Raw genomic sequence first — 21,178 nt, forward strand, 5'->3', positions numbered from 1 at the left:
CCTTTACTGGTATATAATCAAAAAACAGGCCGTATCTTGAAATTTAAGGTAAAACAAATGGTTGTCTTTTTATTGAACTGATTAAAAAGATAGGAAAAGGAAGAATAATCGATTTTTGGGGCTGAATTGACAGGGGAGGCATCCAATTATGGTGCTTAAGGGAATTATTTTCCATTTCTTTACAGGCTGAGTTGTATTTATTGGTTACAATTGTGGATCATCGTTCAATGTAAAAAAGATGACATTTTTAAAACTTTATTTTCGATTTCAATTATAAATACATTTCGAAATGTTACGATTGTGTTACAATAGTGAAGCCTTAAATCACGGATCAAGACCCCATTGACATAACTTTTAATATCTCTATGCTCACTTTAACTTTTCTAAATACTTGGAGAAGTGTTGTGTATAGTGGTTTTAAGTAATTATTTAGGGGTGGTGTTGGGTCTTTGTTACAGTGTGACAAGGCTTAGCCATTATTTCTTAGCCACTTACTCGATTTTGTTGTTTTGCGAACCTGTTTGATCATTTGTGAACCAATGCAGGGGCGTATATCTGCCTCGTTATTATGCCGAAATTATTGAGTAACGAGGTTGTAATTCTAATCTAATGGGAGTGAGTATGTTTAAGAGGATTTTTCGTCCACTGACTCTTGCAGTCTGTCTGTGCCTGATGGCTGCAACTGCTTTTGCCGCTGCGCCAAAGTATGTTTTTTATTTCATAGGGGATGGTCTCGGGCCTACTCAGCGTATGGCTGCTGAGTTTTACTACAAGATGGAAACAGGTGACCCGGACGCAAGGTTGGTAATGAATACTTTTCCAGACTCTGCGCTGGTTACCACCTATTCTGACAACACTTTGATTACTGATTCCGCTGCCGGTGGAACCGCTCTGGCCTGTGGTTACAAAACCACCAACGGATACGTTGCCAAGCTGCCTGACGGAACTGACATAAAAACAATTGCCGAGGCTGCTAAGGAAAAGGGCTATTCTGTGGGTATTGTTACTTCTACCCGTCTGACACATGCAACACCCGCTTCCTTTACTGCTCATAACACAGACCGTAATGCCGCTAACGATATTGCGGTGGATCAGGCTGATTCAGGTTTTGATTTCTTTGCCGGTGGAGGGTATCGCCACTACGTAGCCAAGAACAATCCTGAAGGACTCAAGTCCAAGCGTAAGGATGACGTTGATGTTGTTAAAATGTTTGCAGACCAGGGATACAAAACCTTTGTCGGCGACTCTAAGCGTGATGCATTCCGTGCGTACAAGCCCGGTAAAGGCGATAAAGTTTTCGCTGCTCTTACCTACAGTCATCTTCCTTACGAAATTGAACGTCGTAACAGCGATCTGAAAACCAACAAGTATCCCTCCCTCAGTGAACTGACTGGCAAGGCAATCGAATCTCTTTCTGTTCAGGAGAAGCCTTTCTTCCTGATGGTAGAAGGTGGACGTATTGACCATGCTGCTCACGCTCACGATCCGGCTTCAACTATCATGGATACCATTGCAATGGATGAGGCTGTAAAGCTCGCATATGAGTTCTACAAAAAGCATCCTGAGGAGACTCTGATTGTCACTGCTGCCGACCACGAAACCGGTGGTGTTGGTCTTGGAATATCCATGGACTCAAAAGGTTATTTTCTTAACCTCAAGGCTCTCAATAAAGTAAAGGTTTCAGCTGAAGACAACCTTAACGGATATTACAACAAGCTGGCTGCAAAAGAGTCCGATCTCGGGAAAAGGCATGCCGCCTTTATCAAATACGTTGAAGAAAACTGGGGTTTGACGGACCGTACTCCTGCGGAAGATAAAATTCTTGCGGATGCAATGAAAGTGCAGGATAAGAACCAGTCTCTCGAAAAGAAGGATAAGGTTCTTTATGGTTATTCTTACACACCGACAATGGTTGCTGTAACCGACCTGCTTTCTCAGAGAACCCGTGTTTTCTGGACCTCTTTTGTTCATACCGGAACTTTCATCCCCGCTTCTTCCATAGGTGCAGGTGCTGACAGGTTCAATGGTTTTATCGATAACACCGATATTCCGAATCGCATTGCAGAAGTAATGGGAGTAGAGCTTTCTACCCTCAAGAAAGCCGATTCCAAAGCTCTTCTTGGTGAGACTTTCGGTCCTCAGGAAAAGTATTCCAAGATTCCTTATAACAAATAAAATGTTTTTAATATGCTGCTGACAAGTCAGTGGGTATAAAAGACGCTTCTGTGAGGTCCCCGCCTAAGGCGGGGACCTTTTTAATATATTTATGAGGTCAATATGAAAAGGCTGATATCACCTCTGGTTTTTATCCTGATGATCTGCGGCATTATCTGGCTTCTGCAGCATGAGCAGTCGGCCAGGCAAAGGGATCCGAATGTAAAAGAGTTGCGTGCTGTAGTCACGGATGTGGACAACTCTTCACTTGTAGAGATGGGAACCGCGAGAATCGGTGCTCAGCATGTTGATGCTGTGCTTACTGAAGGAGAGCTGAAGGGCCAGAAAGTAAGAGGGGTGAATCAGCTTACAGGACAGCCGGAGATGGATGAATTGTATCATCCCGGAGATACTTTGCTGATGGCGGTAAAGCTTGAAAACGGTAAAGCTGTCAACGCAAGGGCTGTGAACCAGTATCGGCAGGGGTGGGAACTTGCTCTTTTCGGACTCTTTGTAATTATCCTTTTGATCTATGCTCGTTCAATCGGCCTCAAGGCATTATTCAGTTTCGTTACAAGCTTTTATATAATCTGGAAGTTCTTCATTCCCGGTCTGCTTTCAGGTGGCAGTCCCGTACTTTTGACAGTCTTTACACTTTCTCTTTTAACAGTTGTGATAATCACTTCAGTGGCTGGATTTTCAAAGGTTACTCTGATAGCGATACTTGGTACGCTTAGCGGCCTGCTGCTGGCTTTATCGCTGACTCTATTTTTCGGGGAGAAGTTAAAACTTGCCGGAATGACAGCCCCATTTGCGACAATGCTCGTTTTCTCAGGACACTATACTCTGAATCTTTTGGATATATTTTACGCTTCAGTTATTCTGGGAGCTTCAGGGGCGGCCATGGATATAGCAATGGATGTTGCGGCTTCAATGAATGAAGTTCTGGACAAAAAACCGGATATTTCTAGAAATGAATTGATAAAATCGGGGTTTAATGTGGGGCGTATGGTTACAGGAACCATGACGACAACGCTACTGCTCGCATATTCAGGCGGATACCTGACCATGCTTATGGTGTTTGTTACCAAGGAAACCACTTTTACACGCATGCTCAATTTCAAGCTGGTAGCTGCTGAAATTTTCAGAACTCTCGTGGGGAGTGTGGGGTTGGTGCTAGTTGCTCCCATTACCGCTGTATTGGCGGGAGTAATATTATGCGGACTAGGCAAAACAGTTGCAGGTAATTCCAACTCGAATGAATAATTTAAAAATAATGGAAACAAATATGGCCGGAGTAAACGTATATCACGTTTGCTCCGGCCTTTTTATGTAACTACTTGAAAGTGATTGTAGTTTTTAAATGATATGTAAGCAAATCTATTGCATCCCGCCCGCAGAACTGAGTCTTTCGATCAGTTTTTCAAGCTCATGGGCTGTTCGAGCAAGACTAGTGATTGACTTGGCGGAATCGTGCATGTCGTTTTTGGTGCTGCTGGCCAGTTGTTTGAGTTCTTCAACGGATGCATGAATCTGATCATGAGCTGAAGACTGCTGATCTGTTGCATCAGCAATACGTTGAATCTCGGTTGCGGTGTCCACTGACATCTCCGAGATTTCCTTGAAAGCTCCAACGGACTTTTCAACCAGTGAGCTTGCGTGCTCGACTGCTTCAACTGTCATGTCAGTGTTCGCAATATTGTTTCTGGCTGAAGACTGGATACTTTTGATAGCTTCTTCCACCTCTTTGGTGGACTGAACTGTTTTTTCTGCCAGTTTGCGGACTTCATCTGCGACTACCGCGAAACCTCTTCCGGCCTCTCCGGCACGGGCGGCCTCGATCGCAGCGTTGAGGGCAAGCAGGTTGGTCTGGTCGGCGATATCATTGATAACCCCGATTATGCCCCCGATAGACTGGCTGTGATCACCAAGGGTGTGCATGTTTTCTTTTACCACATCGGAGAGGGATTGCAGCTGGTTGATCGCGACACTTGTCTCAGTCATTGTCTGCATGCCTTCTTCTGCTTTTGTTCTGGTCTGCTGAGCCTGTTCAGATGCGTTGTCTGCATTTTGTGCCGAGTTTAATAAACTCTGGTTCATTTCTGTGATTGCCTGCGAGGAGTATTCAATGCGGTCGAATTGTTTTTCAGTGTTTGATGAAACCTGCTCAACTTGAGTTTCTATCTCGGCTGCTCCCTTGGTGAGATGTTGAGATATTACCTGTGCCTGTTCAGTAATTTCGACCATGATTTTGTTCTGCTCGCTGATCTGTGCTTCCTTGGCCTTCATCTCCGTAAGATCCACCACTATTGCGAATCCGCCAATCAGCATCCCGTCAAGATCGTACAATGGTGCGGCGTCTATGCGAACATCACGTTCATTTTCTTTCTTTGTTTTCCATTTTCTTTCAACGTTAACAACAGGTTCTTTATTCTCCAGACACATAGTCAGTATACCTTTCTCGCCGGGAGGAGCCTGCAGGAGCTCTTTTACAGGACGTCCAATCCAGTTCTGGCAGGAAGTCCCACTCTCCATCAATTGGCATAATGGGTCGTTCAGGTAGGATATTTTAGCGTCAGTATCACAGATAAGACAAGGAACAGTCATCCCGTCAAGCATTCCCTGAGAAAAGCCAAGCTTGTTTTTAAGCTCTCCTACCATGATTTGGATGCCGTCAGAAAGTTTTTTGATTTCACTTTTGAATTTGCCTTCAAGGTCCGCCTTGAAGTTGCCATCTGCAATGGCGCTGACAAAATCTTCTATTCTTTTGAGCGGATTAATGATTGATCTGTTCAGGAAGAGCAGTGCGCTGATAACGACGAGAAGGGCGGTTATTGCTGAGATGCCTATGGCAGCTGTTCTGAGGTTGGAAACTGCGGCGAATGCTTCATCTTCATTAATCTCCGATAAAAGTGCCCATGTTGATGATCCGATGGTTATGGGGGTATAGGCGGTGAGTCTTTCAATTCCATGATCTCCTGTAATTATTGAAGATCCTGATTCTCCGGCAAGGGCCAGTTGGACAGCCTTGTTTTCAACTTTACCCTTGTCGGGGTTGGCAAAGGAGGTTTTAACCGTTCTGTATCGGGGATTCAGTTCCGAGTCAGAACGCATGTGAAAATCAGGGCCGACCAGATAGGATTCACCTGTTTCACCCATGCCTGAGCGCAAAGTCATAATTGAGTTGATTTCCATCAAGGGAATTCTGAGGGCAACTACGCCCTGAATGTCTCCTGCATGTGATCTGACCGGGGCGGCAACGAATGCCACCGGTGTGCCGTCCATAGGGGCGTAAGGTTCGTAGTCCGCGAAAGCTATTTCACCTTTCACTGCTTTCCGGAATGCTCGGGCTAGACTTGTGTCTTTATACTGCCCTTTTTTAAGATCAGCTCCCAAGTCCTTTTCTTTTTTAACAGTGAAGAGAACTCGTCCGTAATCATTTATAAGGATAGCGTCATCATAGCCAAGAGTTTCAACAAACGGCAGGAAGGGGGGGGATGCGTATTTGTGGACATCCACGTATTCTGCGGAATCCACATCAAGCGGTTTTCCGGGAAGTTCATATTCAAGGCAGTATTCGCCTATAAGGCCTACGGCATTATATACTTCCTTAACATTGGAAAAAAGTTTGACTTCGTGGAACCATTTCTGAACCAGATCCTCTACGTTTTTCTTTTTTGAGTCCCTGACCGACTCAAGCTGTCCAAAAGCCTGCGCGGAAAGAGCCTTGGATGCCATCCCCACGCTTAGTGCGCCAACTATAATTAGCGGAATAAGTCCTATTGCCACACAAAAAGTGATTAACTTTAGTTTTAACGACATGCCGAATTTCCTCCTCAGCTTTACGAGGTGGAATGTATGTATGGCGGGTTAGGCGTAGATGTCGGGAATGTTACGGTTGTGTTAATAAATCAATTTATTTCAATAATATGCAGCTAATATTGCATGTTTGAAATTATAAGACGGAATAACTAAGTAATTTATAAATGATTTTGTCTTCCTTTTTAGATATATTTTTAAATTTATCTATTCATTTTATTGACATTGATATTCAAATTCAATATTTTCCAGCTCGATGGCTGCAAAACAATTAATGTTGAAAATATCAATGGTGTTGGATGAAAAATCATATAGAAATTATCGGGGCCGAAATTGAGAGTGAAAGTTCACGCAGCGCATGTAAAGCGAGCATGACAGTACATCAATTTGCAGAATCTTTAGGTAATGCAATTGACGCGAAAGATCCTTATACGTGTTCACACTCTGAAGAAGTTGCTGTTGTGTCTCAGAAAATAGGCATGCACATTGGTCTGAATAAAGATCGATGTGAGTTGTTACATATTGCGGGACATCTGCATGATATCGGTAAAATAGGAATTCCGGATTCAATTCTGCAGAAAAAAGGGCGCTTAACTGAAGATGAATTCCGGATTATCCAGAAGCATCCACAAATAGGAGCAGATATCATCGCTCCTGTTACAACATTGGATGGAATTGACGTGTTGGCAAAGTCCATACTTCATCATCATGAAAGGTATGACGGAAAAGGGTATCCTCACGGACTTGTCGGTAAAGAAATTCCATTCGAGGCCAGGATAATCGCTGTTGCAGATACACTTTCCGCAATGGCAAGCAACAGGCCGTATCGGAAAGCTGTAACTTTTAAAAAGATCGTCGCGGAAATTCACAGATGTTCAGGCACGCAGTTCGATCCGTTTATTGTTGAGGCATTCGTTGATCTGGCTGAGAGCATTGAAAATTATTTCAACCATCTTTCAGAGACTGACTTTGTAGTCGCATCGCAAAACCGTGAGATAGAGCGGACTCTGTGTTCTGGCTTTAATTAAACTGGTTACTTATTGCGGTGACTGTTCATTTTCTTCTCCAGTTTACGGACGTAAAGTGAACATGGAAAAGTAAGCATAAAATACATTATGATTACAATGGTCCAAATTTCGAATGTCCTGTATGTGGCGGACATCAGCTCCTGTCCAGCAAAGGTAAGTTCCTGAATAGAAATTACAGAAACTATGGAAGAATCTTTGATGGTTGATATGAATTGTCCGGCCAGTGGCGGCAGTGATCGGGAAAACGCCTGCGGCAGAATAATATGAATCAGTTGGGATCTTCTGTTGAACCCTAGAGCGGATGAAGCTTCCCATTGTTCTTTCTCAATCGATTCAATTCCGGCTCTGACAATTTCAGTTATGTAGGCTCCCTCAAACAGTGACATCGTGACTACTCCGGAGAGAAAGGCGGGGAGTTGTTCTACCGGACCAAATAGAAAATTCAGGACAGGAGAACTGCTGTCGTCAAGAGTGTATGACAGCTCAGTTATCCCGGTCGCTGTCATGATCTGATCGCCAAGAAAGAAGTAAAAAATGAAAATAAGAACAAGTGGCGGTATATTACGGATTAGTCCGACGTATGACCCGGAAATCATGCGCAGCAGGGGGCGCGGACTCACCCTCCACATTCCCATCACAGTACCGATCATAAGGGCGAAAAGAACCGACCAGATGGAAAGTCTGAGGGTGACGAGCAGTCCCTGAGTAAGGAGCCCCGCACTTAATTTACCGGAACCGTCGATCCGGGCAATGTAGCCGGGCACTGCAGACCATTCCCAGTTGTAATTCAACTGGGTCACTAAAAGATAGATGAACCAGATTAAACCTCCCGAGATGACTGCCAGAAGCAGCACATCAAGGGAGGTAATCCTTTTTGTGGAATTTAGCATTCGTTACAATTATTCAACGAGGGATTTCCACTCATCAGTTTTAAACCAGTAATTGAAACGGGCTTCAAGCCACCCTTCGGAATTGGTTACTTTGATCCAGTTGTTCAGGAAGTTCAGGAAGTCAGGATCACCCTTTCTGACGGCAAAGCCGATGGGTTCCTGGGTAAAGTCTGCCTGAAGGGGTAGATACAGTTTTTCAGGGTATTTCTTTACAAGACTTTCAGGCAGGGGGTTGGAAGCAATGAGGGCTGCGGCCTTACCATTCAGGAGTTCCTGAATAGAGGCAGCTTCATCACTGAATTTGAGAAGCTTGGCTTCAGGAAGAAAGTTCTTAGCAGCTTTTTCAGCGGTTGTTCCGAGGCGAACGGAAACCTTGGTGGACTTATTGTTGAAATCCTTCAAGTCGCTTTTGTCCGGGGCTACATCCTTGTTTGCGACAATAGACATGCCGGTGAATTCGTAGGGATCGGAAAAATTGACTTTGAGGTTACGTTTGGGGGTGATTCCCATTCCGCCGATAATTATATCAAATTTGCCAGTGAGGAGAGCAGGGATGATTCCGTCCCACTTGGTCGGTATAAAGCGTATTTTAACACCCATATCATTCGCGAGGCGTTTGGCCACATCAATTTCAAAGCCTACGAACTCACCATTCTTGTCTTTCATTGCCCACGGCTTGAAAGTTGAAAAGCCGACTCTCAGTGTTTTGCGCTTCAAGACTGTTTCAAGGGTGCTGTCTTTTGACAGTTCCAGTCTGGCGTCTCCTGCCCACACAGCTGATGATACTCCCATGATAAGAACCATAGCTGCGATTCCGATAGTTACAGTTTTCCACAAAGTCATTTTTCCTCCGGTGATTTCGGGGTTTGAGTTACCATCTGCTTTTGAATTTCATAGCCATTTTGTCCAGTGCCCATGAAAGAAGCAGAGTGATGCAAAGGTATATGGCTGCAACAGTAAACCATATTTCAAATGTCATAAAGGTTTCGGAAATTATGGATTGACCCTGCATGGTAAGGTCGTAGATTGCGACCGTGCTGACCAGTGCAGAATCTTTGACCAGTGATATTGCCTGCCCTGCAAGAGGGGGGGCAATTCTGGGAATTGCCTGTGGCAATATCACATTAAGATAAGCGAATTTCCTGTTTCCGCCCAGACTGAATGCGGCTTCCCACTGCCCTTGGTCGATAGACAGGATTCCTGCTCTGAAAATTTCAGAAGCATAGGCTCCCTCAAACATGCTCAATGCAATGACTGCAGCCCAGAATCCGCTTATTCCAAAGATGGGAGCGATAACAAAATATATGAAAAAAAGCTGAATCAGCAGAGGAGTGTTGCGGATGAGTTCAAGGTAGGCGCGTGCCAGAGCGTTTCCTACGAATGATCCTGAAAGACGGAGCATTGCTGTTCCAAGTCCTATAACAAAAGTGAGAATGAAGCTGATCCCTGAAATCTCCAGAGTAACTCCCAGTCCTTTCATCAGCAGGCCAGCGGAAATTCCTTCTTCGGATATGTTTATGATAAATTCGGGTATTCTGAACCACTGCCAGTTATAACCAAGATTTTCTGTCCCTTCGTACAGGAACAGCCCAAAAAGAATTAAGAGCGAAATGAATATAGCTGTATCTAAAACGAACCGAGGGCGGTTCTTATTTCTGGTGAATGAGGAATTGTTTTGAGGCATAATCGGAATAGTTACTATGGATTTGAAAACAAATCCAGCATGTTATTTAAAAAGTGTGGTCTGGTTTATAAAAAATATTTTATATGATCTTTCCATTATGCAGGCCGATAGGTAATCAGTAATTTATCGTAGTTATTAAAAAAGTCCCTCTCAGGAACTGAAAGCCTGAGAGGGACTTTGTGTATTCAATTAAGATGATATTAAATCATCGCTGCAACTTTTTTCATCAGGCGGACCAGCTGGTTGGTGAAGCTGGCTTCGTTGTCGTACCAGATGATGAGCTTGAGCATTTTGCCTTCCATAACTTCGGTCAGGGGACCGTCAACAACACCACCGTGGGTATCGCCGAGGTAGTCAGTGGAGACCAGAGGTTTTTCAGTGTACCCCATGAATTCGCTGGCAGCTTTTGCAAGGGCTGCGTTCACTTCTTCCTTGGTAGTTTCACGGCCGAGATCACAGGTAAGGTCTACCAGAGATACGTTGGGAGTCGGAACACGGATTGACATGCCGTCCAGTTTGCCGTCCAGTTCCGGAATGACCATGCCTACTGCCTTGGCTGCACCGGTTGTGGTCGGAACCATGTTTACTGCACAGGCTCTTGCGCGGCGGATATCCTTATGGGATCCGTCCAGCACTCTCTGGCTCATGGTGTAGGCGTGAACAGTAGTCATTAGTCCGCGCTCAATGCCGAATTCATCGTTGATAACTTTGGCAACAGGGGCAAGACAGTTGGTGGTGCAGGACGCTCCGGAGACGATGTTGTCCTCGGGAGTGATGGTATCATCGTTTACACCCATGACAATGGTCTTGTCCGCATCGATGCCCGGTGAGCTGATGATAACTTTTTTTGCGCCACAGGCGATGTGCTTTTTGCAGCTTTCACGGTCACGGAATTTACCTGTGGTTTCCGCAACCATATCGCAGCCCAATTCAGCCCATTTCCATTCACCGGGGCCACAACGGGTAACCAGAACTTCTTTACCGTTGATTGTGAAGCCTTTTTCAGTCGCTTCAACTTCTCCGTTAAAAGTTCCGTGGACGGAATCATGTTTGAAGAGAAGAGCGAGGTCCTCGTTGGAGGCGCGGGCGTTAATTGCGACAAGGTCGAAGTCTTTGCTGTCGTGAACAAGTCTTACGAGGTAGCGTCCGATTCTGCCGAATCCATTAATCCCAAGTTTTACAGCCATTATCAGTTTTCTCCTTTTCCGCCCCTGGTTCACCTTGTGTCCGGTCTTCTCACAGGACCTTCCACGGGGCGTGTTCCGGGTAATAGAACACGTTCCAGCGTTACAGTTTGCAGGCGGGGATCTGTTTCTCCGGCAGATAATATGAAGGATTGTCAAATCCTTCTTTTCCGCTCTGCTAGCTGATCGACTCTAGTAAGGCGACAGGGGGCAAGCTTCCCTTTAATAGTGCATCCTGATCAGATGCTTCCTTTGTTTATAGATAAGTAAGGCCGCCTTTTCCCTGGAGGCGACCTTACTTGAGGCTATTATTATGCTTTGTTGGAACAACCCAGAACGTTCAGGATTTTGTGGCGGACCATTTCCTTAACGGCCTTGCGGGATTCACCGAGGTATCCGCGAGGGTCGAATTTTTCAGGGTTTTCTTTGAGGAATTTGCGGATAACCGCAGTCATGGCAAGGCGGATATCTGTGTCAATATTGATTTTGCAGACCGCTTTTGAGGCAGCTTTGCGCAACAGGTCTTCGGGAACTCCTTTAGCCCCTCCGATTTCTCCACCGTATTCGTTGGCCATTGCGACAAATTCAGGAACAACGCTGGATGCTCCGTGAAGGACAATGGGGTAGTCGGGCATCATGGAACCGATTTTGTCCAGACGGTCGAAGTCAAGTTTTGCTTCGCCGGTAAATTTGTATGCTCCGTGGCTTGTGCCGATAGCGATAGCCAGTGAGTCACATCCGGTGCGCTCTACGAATTCAACTGCTTCATCAGGATCGGTATAGATAGTTTTTTCTGATACAACGTCCTCTTCGACTCCTGCAAGACGTCCCAGTTCAGCTTCTACCCAGACACCCTTGTCGTGAGCGTATTCAACGACCTTTTTGGTTTCTGCAATATTTTCTTCAAACGGAAGATGTGATCCATCAATCATTACAGAAGTGAAACCGCCGTCTATAACTTCCTTGCAGATTTCAAAATTTGCCCCGTGGTCGAGATGAAGTACGACCGGAAGATCGGTTTCCAGCAGCGCAGCTTCCATGAGCTTGTTGATGTAGCCGAGGCCTGCGTACTTCTTGGCACCAGCTGAAACCTGCAGGATAAGCGGAGCGCTCTCCTCGCTGCCGGCTTCCATAATTCCCTGAATGATCTCCATGTTGTTCACGTTAAACGCGCCGATGGCATAACCGCCTGCATAGGCCCCTTCAAACATTTCTTTAGGCGAAACGAGTGGCATTAACTCCTCCTTGGTGGAATAGCCTGGATTATTCAAGTTGCAGATCTACCCGGGGTCAAACCGGCAGACAATTTCCCTGGCGACTGCCGATTGCCTATTATCCGGATAGAATTACCGCATTTGGTTCAAATTAGTTTCTTATACACTATATAGAAATAAAATGTCCACATACATAGTAAATTGTATATGAACTACGATTCTAAGCTTTTCTCCAGAGTGACAATTGCTTCACGGTCTGTGAAATCAAAGTGCAGTGGAGTTATGGTCACATATCCTTTGGTGAGCAGATCCCTATCGGTTCCGCTGCTGATCTTATCTTTGGGCATGACACCATCAAGCCAGTAATATGTGTGCCCTCTTGGGTCCTGACGCACCTCATACCAGTCCTGCCATGAAACTCGCGTGTGACGGCATATTTTCAAGCCCTTGCTGTCTTCGACCGCTACAGCCGGAAAGTTCAGGTTGATGACTGTTTTCGGGGCAAGGTCTTTCCAGGGCATTTTGCGCAGAATATCTGCTGCATAGTCTCCCTGTCCTGTAAGTTCTTCAGGTTTGAAGTTGTCATAGGAGACAGCTATTGCAGGGTAGCCCATGAGCGCTCCTTCCGTTGCCGCGGAAACTGTTCCCGAGTAGAGTATGTCAACTCCGACATTGGCCCCGCTGTTTATGCCTGAGACAACTATATCCGGTTTAGTATCAAGCAAAGTTGTAAGTGCCAGCTTGACGCAGTCTACTGGAGTCCCGTAAACCCCCAGTCCGGAGAAGCCGTCTTCTTCAAACTGCTTCACCTTGAGTGGAGAAGATAAAGATACGGCGTGCCCCACTGCGGATTGTTCGGCAACCGGGGCAACGACCTGTACGTTCATTCCAGCCTTTTTAAGGGCATGGTAGAGAGCTCTCAGGCCAACGGCCTGAATTCCGTCATCATTGGTCAGAAGTATATTCATAAGTTTCTCCGACAACGAAGGGTCAAAAAAAAATTGGACGCTTTACGTTGGTTTGACTATGTATACAGATTCCGGACAGTTGATAATAAAATGTGACTGTCAGCGGAAAATGACAACGCCTAGAGGCGAGGTATCAAAGCAATTCAGGAATAGCAAGAAGTGTCGCAAAAAACTACATATATTAAAGATTTTATAAATGGGGAAAGAGTCAGAGATGTCTTTCTTCTCGGTGAGGCGCAGTTACGTGAATCCAGAAACGGACCTTTCTGGAATCTGCGCCTTCAGGATAATTCCGGGGTTGTTGAAGCTAAGATATGGAGTCCTCTCAGCCAATCATTTCAAGCCCTTGAGCCTGGGATGTTTGTGGTTGCCGGAGGGATGGTCGGATCATTCAGAGACAAGCCTCAATTGACTGTTGAAATGATGGAAGTGCTTGATCCTGAAAGATTTCAGCTTGATATAACAGAGTTTTTGCCTTCAAGTAAGGAAAAGCCTGAAGATATGATGCAGGAGCTTGATTTTCTGATTGCAGAGCATATGGTTCATCTACCCTGGAAAAAATTCTGTCGTAGAGTTCTTAAAGATGAGGAAATCAATAAGCGGCTTCTGACAGCAACGGGGGCCAAGGCGGTGCATCATGCTTATGTCGGGGGCTTGCTTGAGCATACGCTGGCTGTTTCCCGTTTGTGCATGTCCATCTGTGATAATTACCCTGAAGTTGACAGGCAGGTGCTTCTGGCTGCTGCAATATTTCATGACCTTGGAAAAGCATGGGAGCTTTCAGGCGGTTTGACAAATGAATATACTGATGTGGGCAGGCTGCTCGGGCATATCCATATAGGAGTTGAGATTCTGGAGCCTTTTTTGAAAAAAACGAGGGATCTGGATGATAAGCTGAAACTTCATTTGAAGCATTTGATCCTGTCTCATCATGGCGAATATGAGTTTGGCGCTCCAAAACGTCCAAAGACTCCGGAAGCTTTCATTCTGCACTTTGCCGATAATATCGATGCGAAGATGAACACGATTTTTGCGGAGCTAGACAAGCTTGATGATAACGGTTCCAGTTGGACTCCTTATCAGCGTTTTCTGGACAGGTATCTGTATAAGCCTGAGAAGTCACCTGACGGGCCGGGCAGTAAGTGTGAATTGAAAAAATCGGAGGCTCAATGTTCATTACCTTTGAAGGGATAGAAGGAACCGGCAAGACCACTCAGATCAAGCTGCTTAAGGCATTTCTTGAAGGGGCGGGGCAGGAAGTCAAAGTTACCCTTGAGCCGGGCGGCAGCCGTATCGGTAAAGAACTGCGAAAAATTCTTCTGAATATGGACAGCACAGATATAACTGGCGAGTGTGAACTGTTTCTTTATCTTGCAGACCGGGCCCAGCATGTCAGCCAGGTTGTTAAACCGGCCGTTGATAAAGGGGCAGTCGTTATTTCCGACAGGTTTGCAGACTCAACTATAGTATATCAGGGGTATGGAAGGGGCCTTGACCCCAAGTTACTTCGTGAGCTGAACGATGTTGCAGTCTGCGGAAACTGGCCTGATCTCACAGTGCTTCTTGATATTGATCCGGAAGTGGGGCTCAAGCGTGCCATGACCAGAAACCTTCAGGAAAACAAAATGCAGGAAGAAGGTCGCTTTGAGGCTGAGTCGCTAGAGTTTCATAATCGTGTAAGAGAAGGCTATCTGACCTGGGCTGCATTGAATAATGATCGAATCATGGTTGTAGATGCCGACCAGACCCCCGATGAGATATTCGAAGTTGTCAAAGATAAAGTCAGTCAGATGCTTGAGGGATGACGGAGCAGAGAGGCATCTTTGTTTTAGGCGATTAATAGGATTTTTACAGACGCGGTCTCTATAAGGGCCGCGTTTTTTTATTATTTTTAAGTGGTGTTATTTTTTTTAGAGTGGTGTTAACTGTGGCGGTATTATAAAAAATAAAAGAATTTTGTGCTTTGTAGTATCAAGTGTAAAATAGATTAGAATAAAAGAATAACATTTTAAATTTAGTGTTATTTAATGATGTTTTTATCTATAAAAATGCAAAACAAGCATTCAAATCAATAATTTTGCAATAGGGGTTGACGCACTCATAGTAAAGTGGTTTAAGAGTAATTAGAATTTTCAATACATTAGCGCCTGTGTAACAAATATATTATGGAGTGTAGAGGTGGTTGCGCAGAAGCTATTGTTCATAAAATTAAGTTTGTGTCCCGACTTTGGCCTGGAAATGTTTCCGGACCCGGATCGAAAATCGGGGCCAGGGGTAAAACCCGCGATCTTTAATTAGAGGATGGAGGTTTTTATGAAATTCTCTGTGGGACTCGGAAAGGATGGAGCGGAAAAACGCCTTGAGCAGAATGGCGTTTCCCGCCGCGACTTCATGAAGTTCTGCGCGACAACTGCTGCCGCGATGGGTATGGGCACTGCTTTTGCGCCAACTGTGGCAGAAGCCCTTACCCAGAAGAAGCGTCCTTCTGTTGTTTATCTGCATGCAGCAGAATGCACAGGCTGTTCAGAGGCTGTTCTTCGTACTGTTTCTCCCTACATCGATGCTCTTATTCTTGACACTATTTCCCTTGACTACCACGAAACCATCATGGCTGCCGCAGGGCATGCCGCGGAAGAGGCTCTGCATGAAGCAGTGCATTCCCCGGAAGGTTATATCTGTGTTGTAGAGGGTGGTATCCCCACAGTTGATGGTGGTGCCTGGGGTAAAGTAGGTGGTAAGACCATGCTTGAGATCGTTGAGGAGATCGTACCTAATGCTAAAGCTACTATCTGCATAGGTACCTGTGCCTGCTACGGTGGCGTTCAGGCTGCTGCTCCCAACCCGTCACAGGCAAAAGGTGTTTCCGCCGCTCTCGGTGGCGTGACAACCGTGAACCTGCCCGGTTGCCCGACCAACCCCTTCAACTTTGTAGGAACTGTAGTTCACTATCTCACCAAGGGAGTTCCCGAACTCGACAGTGATGGCCGTCCGGTTATTTTCTATGGTGAATCCGTTCATGATAACTGCCCAAGACTCAAGCACTTTGATGCTGATGAGTTTGCTCCTTCCTTTGCATCTGAAGAAGCGAAAAAAGGCTACTGTCTTTACGAACTGGGCTGTAAGGGACCGGATACCTATAACAACTGTCCGAAAGTCAAGTTTAACCAGACTAACTGGCCCGTTGAAGCCGGCCACCCCTGCATCGGCTGCAGTGAACCCGACTTCTGGGATGAAATGAGCCCGTTCTACGAACCATACTAGGCTGGCGCTTGTTAAAAAGATTATTGAACTAATTATCAGTTCTTATTGGAGGATTGTATATGTCTGGTTGCAAGGCAAAATCGGGTCCCGCTGTAATGGCGACCCCTTTCGATAAAAATTATACCGGTCCGGTCATCGTTGACCCGCTTACCCGTATTGAGGGGCACCTCAAAATTGAAGTGGAAGTTGAAAACGGTAAAGTAAGTAATGTCTGGAGCTCCTCCCAGCTCTTCCGCGGTCTTGAAATTATTCTCAAGGGCCGTGATCCCAGAGATGCTCAGCACTTTACCCAGCGTTCCTGCGGTGTCTGTACCTATGTGCACGCACTGGCATCCACTCGCGCGGTGGACAACGCTGTCGGCGTAGATAAGAATCTCCCCGAAAATGCAAGAATCATCCGTAACCTGGTTATGGCTTCCCAGTATCTGCATGACCATATCGTGCACTTCTATCATCTGCACGCTCTGGACTGGGTTGACGTTGTAAGTGCTTTGCAGGCCGATCCTGTTAAAGCTGCTGCAATCGCAAACAGCCAGTCTTCACGGGTAACCAAGGCTGAAGACCTGAAAGCGGTTCAGACAAAGCTTAAAGCTTTTGTCGATTCCGGTCAGCTCGGTATCTTCACCAACGCTTACTTCCTTGGCGGGCATGATGCATACTATCTGAAACCTGAAGAAAACCTGATTGCAACAGCTCACTACCTTGAAGGTCTCCATCTTCAGGTTAAAGCAGCCCGCGCAATGGCGGTATTCGGAGCCAAGAACCCGCATACCCAGTTTACCATCGTCGGCGGCGTAACCTGTTACGATTCTCTTTCCAAGGAAAGAATTCAGGAATTCAAGGATCTTTATAACGAAACTCTCGCTTTCGTTAATGAGTGCTATATTCCCGATCTGCTGATGGTTGCTTCCTACTATAAAGACTGGGCAGGTATCGGTGGAACCCACAACTTCCTGAGCTTCGGTGAATTCCCGAGCAAGGAAGACGATATCAGCAGCCGGTACATCCCGCAGGGTGTAATCATGAATCGCGACCTTTCCAATGTAGGCGACTTCAACCCTGATTCCATCAAGGAAGACATCAGACACAGCTGGTACAACGGTGATTCCTCACTGCATCCTTATGACGGTGTGACCGAACCCAAGTACACCAGCTACGAAGACCGTGACCGTTATTCATGGATGAAAGCTCCCCGCTATAAGGGCGAATCCATGGAGGTTGGTCCGCTGGCTCATGTTCTTACCGCTTACGCAAGAGGGCATGAAGATTTCGTTCCTGTTGTCAATAACGTTCTCGGTGCTCTCGGTGTTGGACCTGAAGCTCTCTTCTCGACTCTTGGCCGTACTGCTGCCCGCGGTATTGAAACTGCTGTTGTCGGTAAGAAAATGGCTGAATGGGTTAATAACCTTGAAGACAATGTGGCTTCCGGCAATACTGATCTCGCAGTTGATTGGGAAATGCCTGATGAAGCAGAGGGTGTCGGATTTGTCGGCGCTCCCCGCGGCGGCCTGTCTCACTGGATCAAAATCAAGGGCGGAAAGATCGAAAACTTCCAGCTCGTTGTTCCTTCAACATGGAACCTCGGTCCTCGCTGTAATCAGAACAAGATGTCTGCTGTCGAAGAAGCTCTCATGGGTACTCCCATTGCAGATCCGAAACGTCCTGTTGAAATTCTGCGTACTGTTCATTCCTATGACCCCTGTATCGCATGCGGCGTACACGTCATTGATGCTCAGACAAACGAAGTTCACAAGTTTAAGGTTCTCTAGCAGACCTGAATCAAGTATTAAAAGGAACCCGGGCTGCCCGGGTTCCTTTTTTATTTGTTTTGGCACTTAGAGATATAATTTAGATTTCTTTAGGCTGCTGGTTGAAAAAATACTTTCGGCCTTCTTCTGGATTTCTTAAATATTAATTTAGGTCGATTGTATATTTTGCGGCTCAACACGCCTTGTTGATTTTTGCAATAGTTCGGTATTTATGAGTAATATTTATTTTTTTGTTGTGATTCTATCTTGAGTTGAGCTATGAGGATTGGAAAGGGAATGTATAGTCTGGGTGGAAATATTTACAGGGGCTCAGCGAAAGCCCGCTAAAAGGTTTTGAAGGGAGATCCAGATCGGGAGCTTTTTGAAAGCTTCTCCTCAAGACTCCCGGAGGGCCGCCGGAGACAACTCTATGGATAAAAAAATTCTGGTGCTGGGTGTTGGAAATATCCTTTTCACGGATGAGGGAATTGGAGTCAAAGTTGTTACGGAGTTGGAAAAGCTTTACTCTTTTTCGCCTAATGTCGAACTTATGGACGGTGGGACTCTTGGCACCAAATTAATGGGCCCCATGATGGAATGTGATTTTCTGATAGTTGTTGATGCCGTTCTTGGGGGCGATGAGCCCGGTTCGGTTTATCGCTTGACAGGAGAAGATTTGCGTAGGAGTCTGGCTTTTAAGGATTCAATGCATCAGACTGACCTTCTGGATACGATGGTTCTCTGTGAATTGTGTGACCGGCGTCCTGAATGTGTGGTGATCGGTGTCGAGCCGAAGGATTACCATACGATGCATGATGAAGTTTCTGATGTAACTCTGAATCGTCTGCCGTTTATGATGGAAAAAGTTTTGGAAGAAGTCTCCGCTGCGGGTGGAAGTTTTGAAAAGCTGGCTTAAATTTATGATAAAGGGGTGATTTCATGTGTTTAGCTATTCCTGTTGAGATTCAGTCAATTGAAGATCAGGTAGCAAAGTGCCGTGTGGGTGAAGGAGAAACCTTTCTTGATGCTTCACTTATGCTTTTAGCCGATGAAGTCGAGGTTGGGGATTATCTCATTGTCCATGCAGGATTTGCTCTGCGTAAACTGGATCCCAAGGAAGCGGAAGAGACACTGAAAATTTTAAGAGATATGGTGAAGTTGACCGAGGGAGAAGGGGCGGAAACGTGTAATTTCTAGCTCACTGAATAATAAATAATAATCCCGGTAGCCTCAAGGTTGCCGGGATTTCTTTTTTGCAATTACAGTTTGTGGCTAAGTGGTGCTGAACTTTCTCTTGAAACCGAATAGAGCAAGAAGTGAAGCTCCCAGCAGCCATATAGCCCCCGGAATCGGAGTTGGTGCGGACAAGGGCTTTTCGATTACATAACCGTTGATCTGCCCTGCAACGTCAGCTCCTTCGTCATTCCACTTGAAATTATATCTGGAATCAGCACTTAGATAAATTTCATTAAGACGGGAGTTATTTGGTTCCACGGATGACCAGTCGGTATATGCCCATTGTTCACCTGTCACCCAGTTCCAGTTGGCGGTGGGAGTCTGTCTGTCTTCGTCTCCAGTCTGGAATGCACCGAGCCAGTATGCCTTGCTCAAGTCCTTGAAAACAACACTCTTAAAGAAGCTGTTTTCCTCAGCAGAGGTGACTGTGGCAAGGTGGCCTCCTGCTGCCTCAGCAGCAATCCTTGCATCTTCCCATTGAATGCCGCTGGACTGAACAAGGGTGTATTCTGAGTTGCCAAACTTGAAGGTTGAAGCCATTGCTGGAGCCGTTAGAAAGGCGATCAGCAAAATAGCCACGAATAAAGTGGATTGCTTTCTCATCGTTCCCTCCCCAGGGATTATTATCCCAATGTATTAGTATGAAATTAACCGATTCTGACAGTCATATCAAGTATAATCGGCGGAAAAGGCGGTTCGTTGAGGCTTTAGCATAAGTGAGCGGTCCTAATTCATTGGAAAGATATTATATATTTTTATAAAAATAAGATAATAGGCTTCGATTTTGAGGCAGTGAATATTTATCCTGTTCATCCCATTTGTTAAGTGTTAATTATTCAAACCGAAAAAATCAGTCTTATTGGAGATATTATGATAAATAAAGAACGTGTTTTGGAACTGTTTCTGGAATTGGTACGCATTGACAGTCCTTCTTTGCAGGAAAAGGATGTCGCTTCTTTTTTGCGTAGAAAAATGGAAGAAAAAGGGTATGAGGTATGGGAAGACAAAGCAGGTGAAGCTTGCGGTGGAAACTGCGGGAATCTGATTGTTAAAGTCCCCGGAAAAGGTGACGGCACGCCAGTCGCTTTTTCTGCACACATGGATTGTGTTCAGCCTTGTATTGGTGTCGATCCGATAGTTGATGGTGATATCGTTCGCAGTGCAGGAGATACTGTACTTGGTAGCGATGATAAGGCCGGTATTGCAATGATCATCGAAGCTATGACCCATTTGGAAGAAGAGGGCATTGGTCACCCTGACATATATTTTGTCTTTTCTATTTGCGAAGAATCCGGAATGCACGGCGCAAAGAATATGGACACTTCGCTTCTCCCTGTGAAGGATGTTGTGATTCTGGATTCCAGCGGAGCACCTGGTACTATTGTTGTTGAAGCTCCTGCCAAGGCGGGTATAAAGATGACTTTTCTTGGTAAATCGGCTCATGCAGGCATTGCTCCCGAGGATGGTATCAGTGCTATTCAGATTGCTTCCGAAGCCATTTCTCGCATGAATCTTCTGCGTATAAGCAAAAATACTACTGCCAATCTGGGTCGCATTGAGGGTGGGGCAGCTACGAACATTGTTACTGACACCGTTACCGTTACGGCGGAAGCCCGTTCTTCACAGGATGAATCTTTGAACGCACAGCTTGAGCATATGGAAAAATGTTGCAGTGATGCTGTTAAAAAGATCGGTGGCGACTACAGGTTTGAATACGAAATTTCATATCCAGCACTTCATGTAGCTGATGATTCTCCGATTCTTGAAAGGGTTGAGGAGTGCTGCAGGAGAATCGGAGTTGAGCCCAGTCGTGTCTCAACCGGTGGGGGAAGTGATGCAAATATCCTTTATGGTAAGGGATACAATGCGGTAACCTTGGGCATTGGTATGAGCAAGGTTCATACAACTGATGAGTTTATTGAAATTAAATCCCTGACTGGTTGCGCGGAATTTGTCGCGGAGATCATGAAAGGATAATTTTCATTTTTGAGA

At 45.6% G+C, this 21,178-nt stretch carries 18 protein-coding genes; 10 read left to right on the forward strand and 8 right to left on the reverse strand.

Annotated features, from left to right (window positions below; translation table 11 throughout):
* Positions 1 to 621: 621 nt before the first annotated feature.
* Positions 622 to 2,175, forward strand: coding sequence for an alkaline phosphatase (locus tag ACZ5PW_RS12140; protein WP_464553926.1), 1,554 nt, complete (start codon positions 622 to 624; stop codon positions 2,173 to 2,175).
* 102 nt (positions 2,176 to 2,277) lie between these two features.
* On the forward strand, positions 2,278 to 3,420 hold the full coding sequence (locus tag ACZ5PW_RS12145; protein ID WP_464553929.1) for a YibE/F family protein: 1,143 nt from the start codon (positions 2,278 to 2,280) through the stop codon (positions 3,418 to 3,420).
* A gap of 114 nt (positions 3,421 to 3,534) precedes the next feature.
* Here ACZ5PW_RS12145 and ACZ5PW_RS12150 read toward each other — a convergent pair whose 3' ends face one another.
* Positions 3,535 to 5,976 carry a methyl-accepting chemotaxis protein gene (locus ACZ5PW_RS12150; RefSeq protein ID WP_464553932.1) on the reverse strand — a complete coding sequence of 814 codons (2,442 nt, stop codon included), beginning with the start codon at positions 5,974 to 5,976 and terminating at the stop codon, positions 3,535 to 3,537.
* A 296-nt stretch (positions 5,977 to 6,272) separates the two neighbouring features.
* Here ACZ5PW_RS12150 and ACZ5PW_RS12155 point away from each other — a divergent pair, with 296 nt between their 5' ends.
* Entirely contained in the window at positions 6,273 to 7,001 is a 729-nt protein-coding gene (locus ACZ5PW_RS12155) for an HD-GYP domain-containing protein (RefSeq protein ID WP_464553937.1), read from the forward strand.
* A gap of 5 nt (positions 7,002 to 7,006) precedes the next feature.
* Here the strand turns inward: ACZ5PW_RS12155 and ACZ5PW_RS12160 are convergent, their stop codons facing one another.
* The 6 genes from ACZ5PW_RS12160 to surE all read right to left on the reverse strand — a co-directional run bounded on the left by ACZ5PW_RS12160 (position 7,007) and on the right by surE (position 12,941).
* Positions 7,007 to 7,891, reverse strand: a complete 885-nt coding sequence (locus ACZ5PW_RS12160; protein WP_464553940.1) for an amino acid ABC transporter permease — start codon at positions 7,889 to 7,891, stop codon at positions 7,007 to 7,009.
* A 9-nt stretch (positions 7,892 to 7,900) separates the two neighbouring features.
* Positions 7,901 to 8,734: a transporter substrate-binding domain-containing protein gene (locus ACZ5PW_RS12165; RefSeq protein ID WP_464553944.1), complete on the reverse strand. Its 834-nt coding sequence runs from the start codon at positions 8,732 to 8,734 to the stop codon at positions 7,901 to 7,903.
* Positions 8,735 to 8,762: 28 nt separating this feature from the next.
* Positions 8,763 to 9,371, reverse strand: coding sequence for an amino acid ABC transporter permease (locus ACZ5PW_RS12170; RefSeq protein WP_464553947.1), 609 nt, complete (start codon positions 9,369 to 9,371; stop codon positions 8,763 to 8,765).
* 404 nt (positions 9,372 to 9,775) lie between these two features.
* A complete protein-coding gene (gene gap, locus ACZ5PW_RS12175; RefSeq protein ID WP_464553948.1) occupies positions 9,776 to 10,762 on the reverse strand; it encodes a type I glyceraldehyde-3-phosphate dehydrogenase in 987 nt (328 codons plus the stop codon).
* Between the two features lie 308 nt (positions 10,763 to 11,070).
* Positions 11,071 to 11,994 carry a class II fructose-1,6-bisphosphate aldolase gene (gene fba, locus ACZ5PW_RS12180; RefSeq protein WP_464553949.1) on the reverse strand — a complete coding sequence of 308 codons (924 nt, stop codon included), beginning with the start codon at positions 11,992 to 11,994 and terminating at the stop codon, positions 11,071 to 11,073.
* 191 nt (positions 11,995 to 12,185) lie between these two features.
* Entirely contained in the window at positions 12,186 to 12,941 is a 756-nt protein-coding gene (surE, locus tag ACZ5PW_RS12185; RefSeq protein ID WP_464553950.1) for a 5'/3'-nucleotidase SurE, read from the reverse strand.
* Between the two features lie 159 nt (positions 12,942 to 13,100).
* Between surE and ACZ5PW_RS12190 the strand changes: the two genes are divergently transcribed.
* The 6 genes from ACZ5PW_RS12190 to ACZ5PW_RS12215 all read left to right on the forward strand — a co-directional run bounded on the left by ACZ5PW_RS12190 (position 13,101) and on the right by ACZ5PW_RS12215 (position 19,147).
* On the forward strand, positions 13,101 to 14,135 hold the full coding sequence (locus ACZ5PW_RS12190; protein ID WP_464553952.1) for a 3'-5' exoribonuclease YhaM family protein: 1,035 nt from the start codon (positions 13,101 to 13,103) through the stop codon (positions 14,133 to 14,135).
* The gene (tmk, locus tag ACZ5PW_RS12195) at positions 14,111 to 14,746 is read left to right on the forward strand and encodes a dTMP kinase (RefSeq protein ID WP_464553954.1); all 636 of its coding nucleotides are present in this window, start codon (positions 14,111 to 14,113) and stop codon (positions 14,744 to 14,746) included. The genes ACZ5PW_RS12190 and tmk overlap by 25 nt, the downstream gene beginning before the upstream one ends.
* A 508-nt stretch (positions 14,747 to 15,254) precedes the next feature.
* Complete coding sequence (locus ACZ5PW_RS12200; RefSeq protein WP_464553959.1) at positions 15,255 to 16,202, forward strand: hydrogenase small subunit; 948 nt, start codon at positions 15,255 to 15,257, stop codon at positions 16,200 to 16,202.
* A 59-nt stretch (positions 16,203 to 16,261) separates the two neighbouring features.
* Positions 16,262 to 17,971 (forward strand): nickel-dependent hydrogenase large subunit, encoded by a 1,710-nt coding sequence (locus ACZ5PW_RS12205; protein WP_464553962.1) that lies wholly within the window; start codon positions 16,262 to 16,264, stop codon positions 17,969 to 17,971.
* A gap of 409 nt (positions 17,972 to 18,380) precedes the next feature.
* Complete coding sequence (locus tag ACZ5PW_RS12210; protein WP_464553965.1) at positions 18,381 to 18,866, forward strand: HyaD/HybD family hydrogenase maturation endopeptidase; 486 nt, start codon at positions 18,381 to 18,383, stop codon at positions 18,864 to 18,866.
* Positions 18,867 to 18,889: 23 nt separating this feature from the next.
* On the forward strand, positions 18,890 to 19,147 hold the full coding sequence (locus ACZ5PW_RS12215; RefSeq protein ID WP_464553969.1) for a HypC/HybG/HupF family hydrogenase formation chaperone: 258 nt from the start codon (positions 18,890 to 18,892) through the stop codon (positions 19,145 to 19,147).
* A 75-nt stretch (positions 19,148 to 19,222) separates the two neighbouring features.
* On the opposite strand, the gene ACZ5PW_RS12220 is transcribed toward ACZ5PW_RS12215, so the two are convergent.
* On the reverse strand, positions 19,223 to 19,789 hold the full coding sequence (locus ACZ5PW_RS12220) for a lectin-like protein (RefSeq protein WP_464553972.1): 567 nt from the start codon (positions 19,787 to 19,789) through the stop codon (positions 19,223 to 19,225).
* A 267-nt stretch (positions 19,790 to 20,056) separates the two neighbouring features.
* Here ACZ5PW_RS12220 and ACZ5PW_RS12225 point away from each other — a divergent pair, with 267 nt between their 5' ends.
* The gene (locus ACZ5PW_RS12225) at positions 20,057 to 21,163 is read left to right on the forward strand and encodes a M20/M25/M40 family metallo-hydrolase (RefSeq protein ID WP_464553975.1); all 1,107 of its coding nucleotides are present in this window, start codon (positions 20,057 to 20,059) and stop codon (positions 21,161 to 21,163) included.
* The last annotated feature ends 15 nt before the right edge of the window (positions 21,164 to 21,178 follow it).

Source organism: Maridesulfovibrio salinus, from assembly GCF_055394525.1.

Coding starts and splice junctions, on each gene's coding strand:
- ACZ5PW_RS12220 (WP_464553972.1), bottom strand. CDS start 19,789: ATGAGAAAGCAATCCACTTTATTCGTGGCTATTTTGCTGATCGCCTTT.
- ACZ5PW_RS12150 (WP_464553932.1), bottom strand. CDS start 5,976: ATGTCGTTAAAACTAAAGTTAATCACTTTTTGTGTGGCAATAGGACTT.
- ACZ5PW_RS12215 (WP_464553969.1), top strand. CDS start 18,890: ATGTGTTTAGCTATTCCTGTTGAGATTCAGTCAATTGAAGATCAGGTA.
- ACZ5PW_RS12140 (WP_464553926.1), top strand. CDS start 622: ATGTTTAAGAGGATTTTTCGTCCACTGACTCTTGCAGTCTGTCTGTGC.
- ACZ5PW_RS12210 (WP_464553965.1), top strand. CDS start 18,381: ATGGATAAAAAAATTCTGGTGCTGGGTGTTGGAAATATCCTTTTCACG.
- fba (WP_464553949.1), bottom strand. CDS start 11,994: ATGCCACTCGTTTCGCCTAAAGAAATGTTTGAAGGGGCCTATGCAGGC.
- ACZ5PW_RS12155 (WP_464553937.1), top strand. CDS start 6,273: ATGAAAAATCATATAGAAATTATCGGGGCCGAAATTGAGAGTGAAAGT.
- ACZ5PW_RS12225 (WP_464553975.1), top strand. CDS start 20,057: ATGATAAATAAAGAACGTGTTTTGGAACTGTTTCTGGAATTGGTACGC.
- ACZ5PW_RS12145 (WP_464553929.1), top strand. CDS start 2,278: ATGAAAAGGCTGATATCACCTCTGGTTTTTATCCTGATGATCTGCGGC.
- ACZ5PW_RS12165 (WP_464553944.1), bottom strand. CDS start 8,734: ATGACTTTGTGGAAAACTGTAACTATCGGAATCGCAGCTATGGTTCTT.
- ACZ5PW_RS12160 (WP_464553940.1), bottom strand. CDS start 7,891: ATGCTAAATTCCACAAAAAGGATTACCTCCCTTGATGTGCTGCTTCTG.
- gap (WP_464553948.1), bottom strand. CDS start 10,762: ATGGCTGTAAAACTTGGGATTAATGGATTCGGCAGAATCGGACGCTAC.
- tmk (WP_464553954.1), top strand. CDS start 14,111: ATGTTCATTACCTTTGAAGGGATAGAAGGAACCGGCAAGACCACTCAG.
- ACZ5PW_RS12205 (WP_464553962.1), top strand. CDS start 16,262: ATGTCTGGTTGCAAGGCAAAATCGGGTCCCGCTGTAATGGCGACCCCT.
- ACZ5PW_RS12170 (WP_464553947.1), bottom strand. CDS start 9,371: ATGAAAGGACTGGGAGTTACTCTGGAGATTTCAGGGATCAGCTTCATT.
- ACZ5PW_RS12200 (WP_464553959.1), top strand. CDS start 15,255: ATGAAATTCTCTGTGGGACTCGGAAAGGATGGAGCGGAAAAACGCCTT.
- surE (WP_464553950.1), bottom strand. CDS start 12,941: ATGAATATACTTCTGACCAATGATGACGGAATTCAGGCCGTTGGCCTG.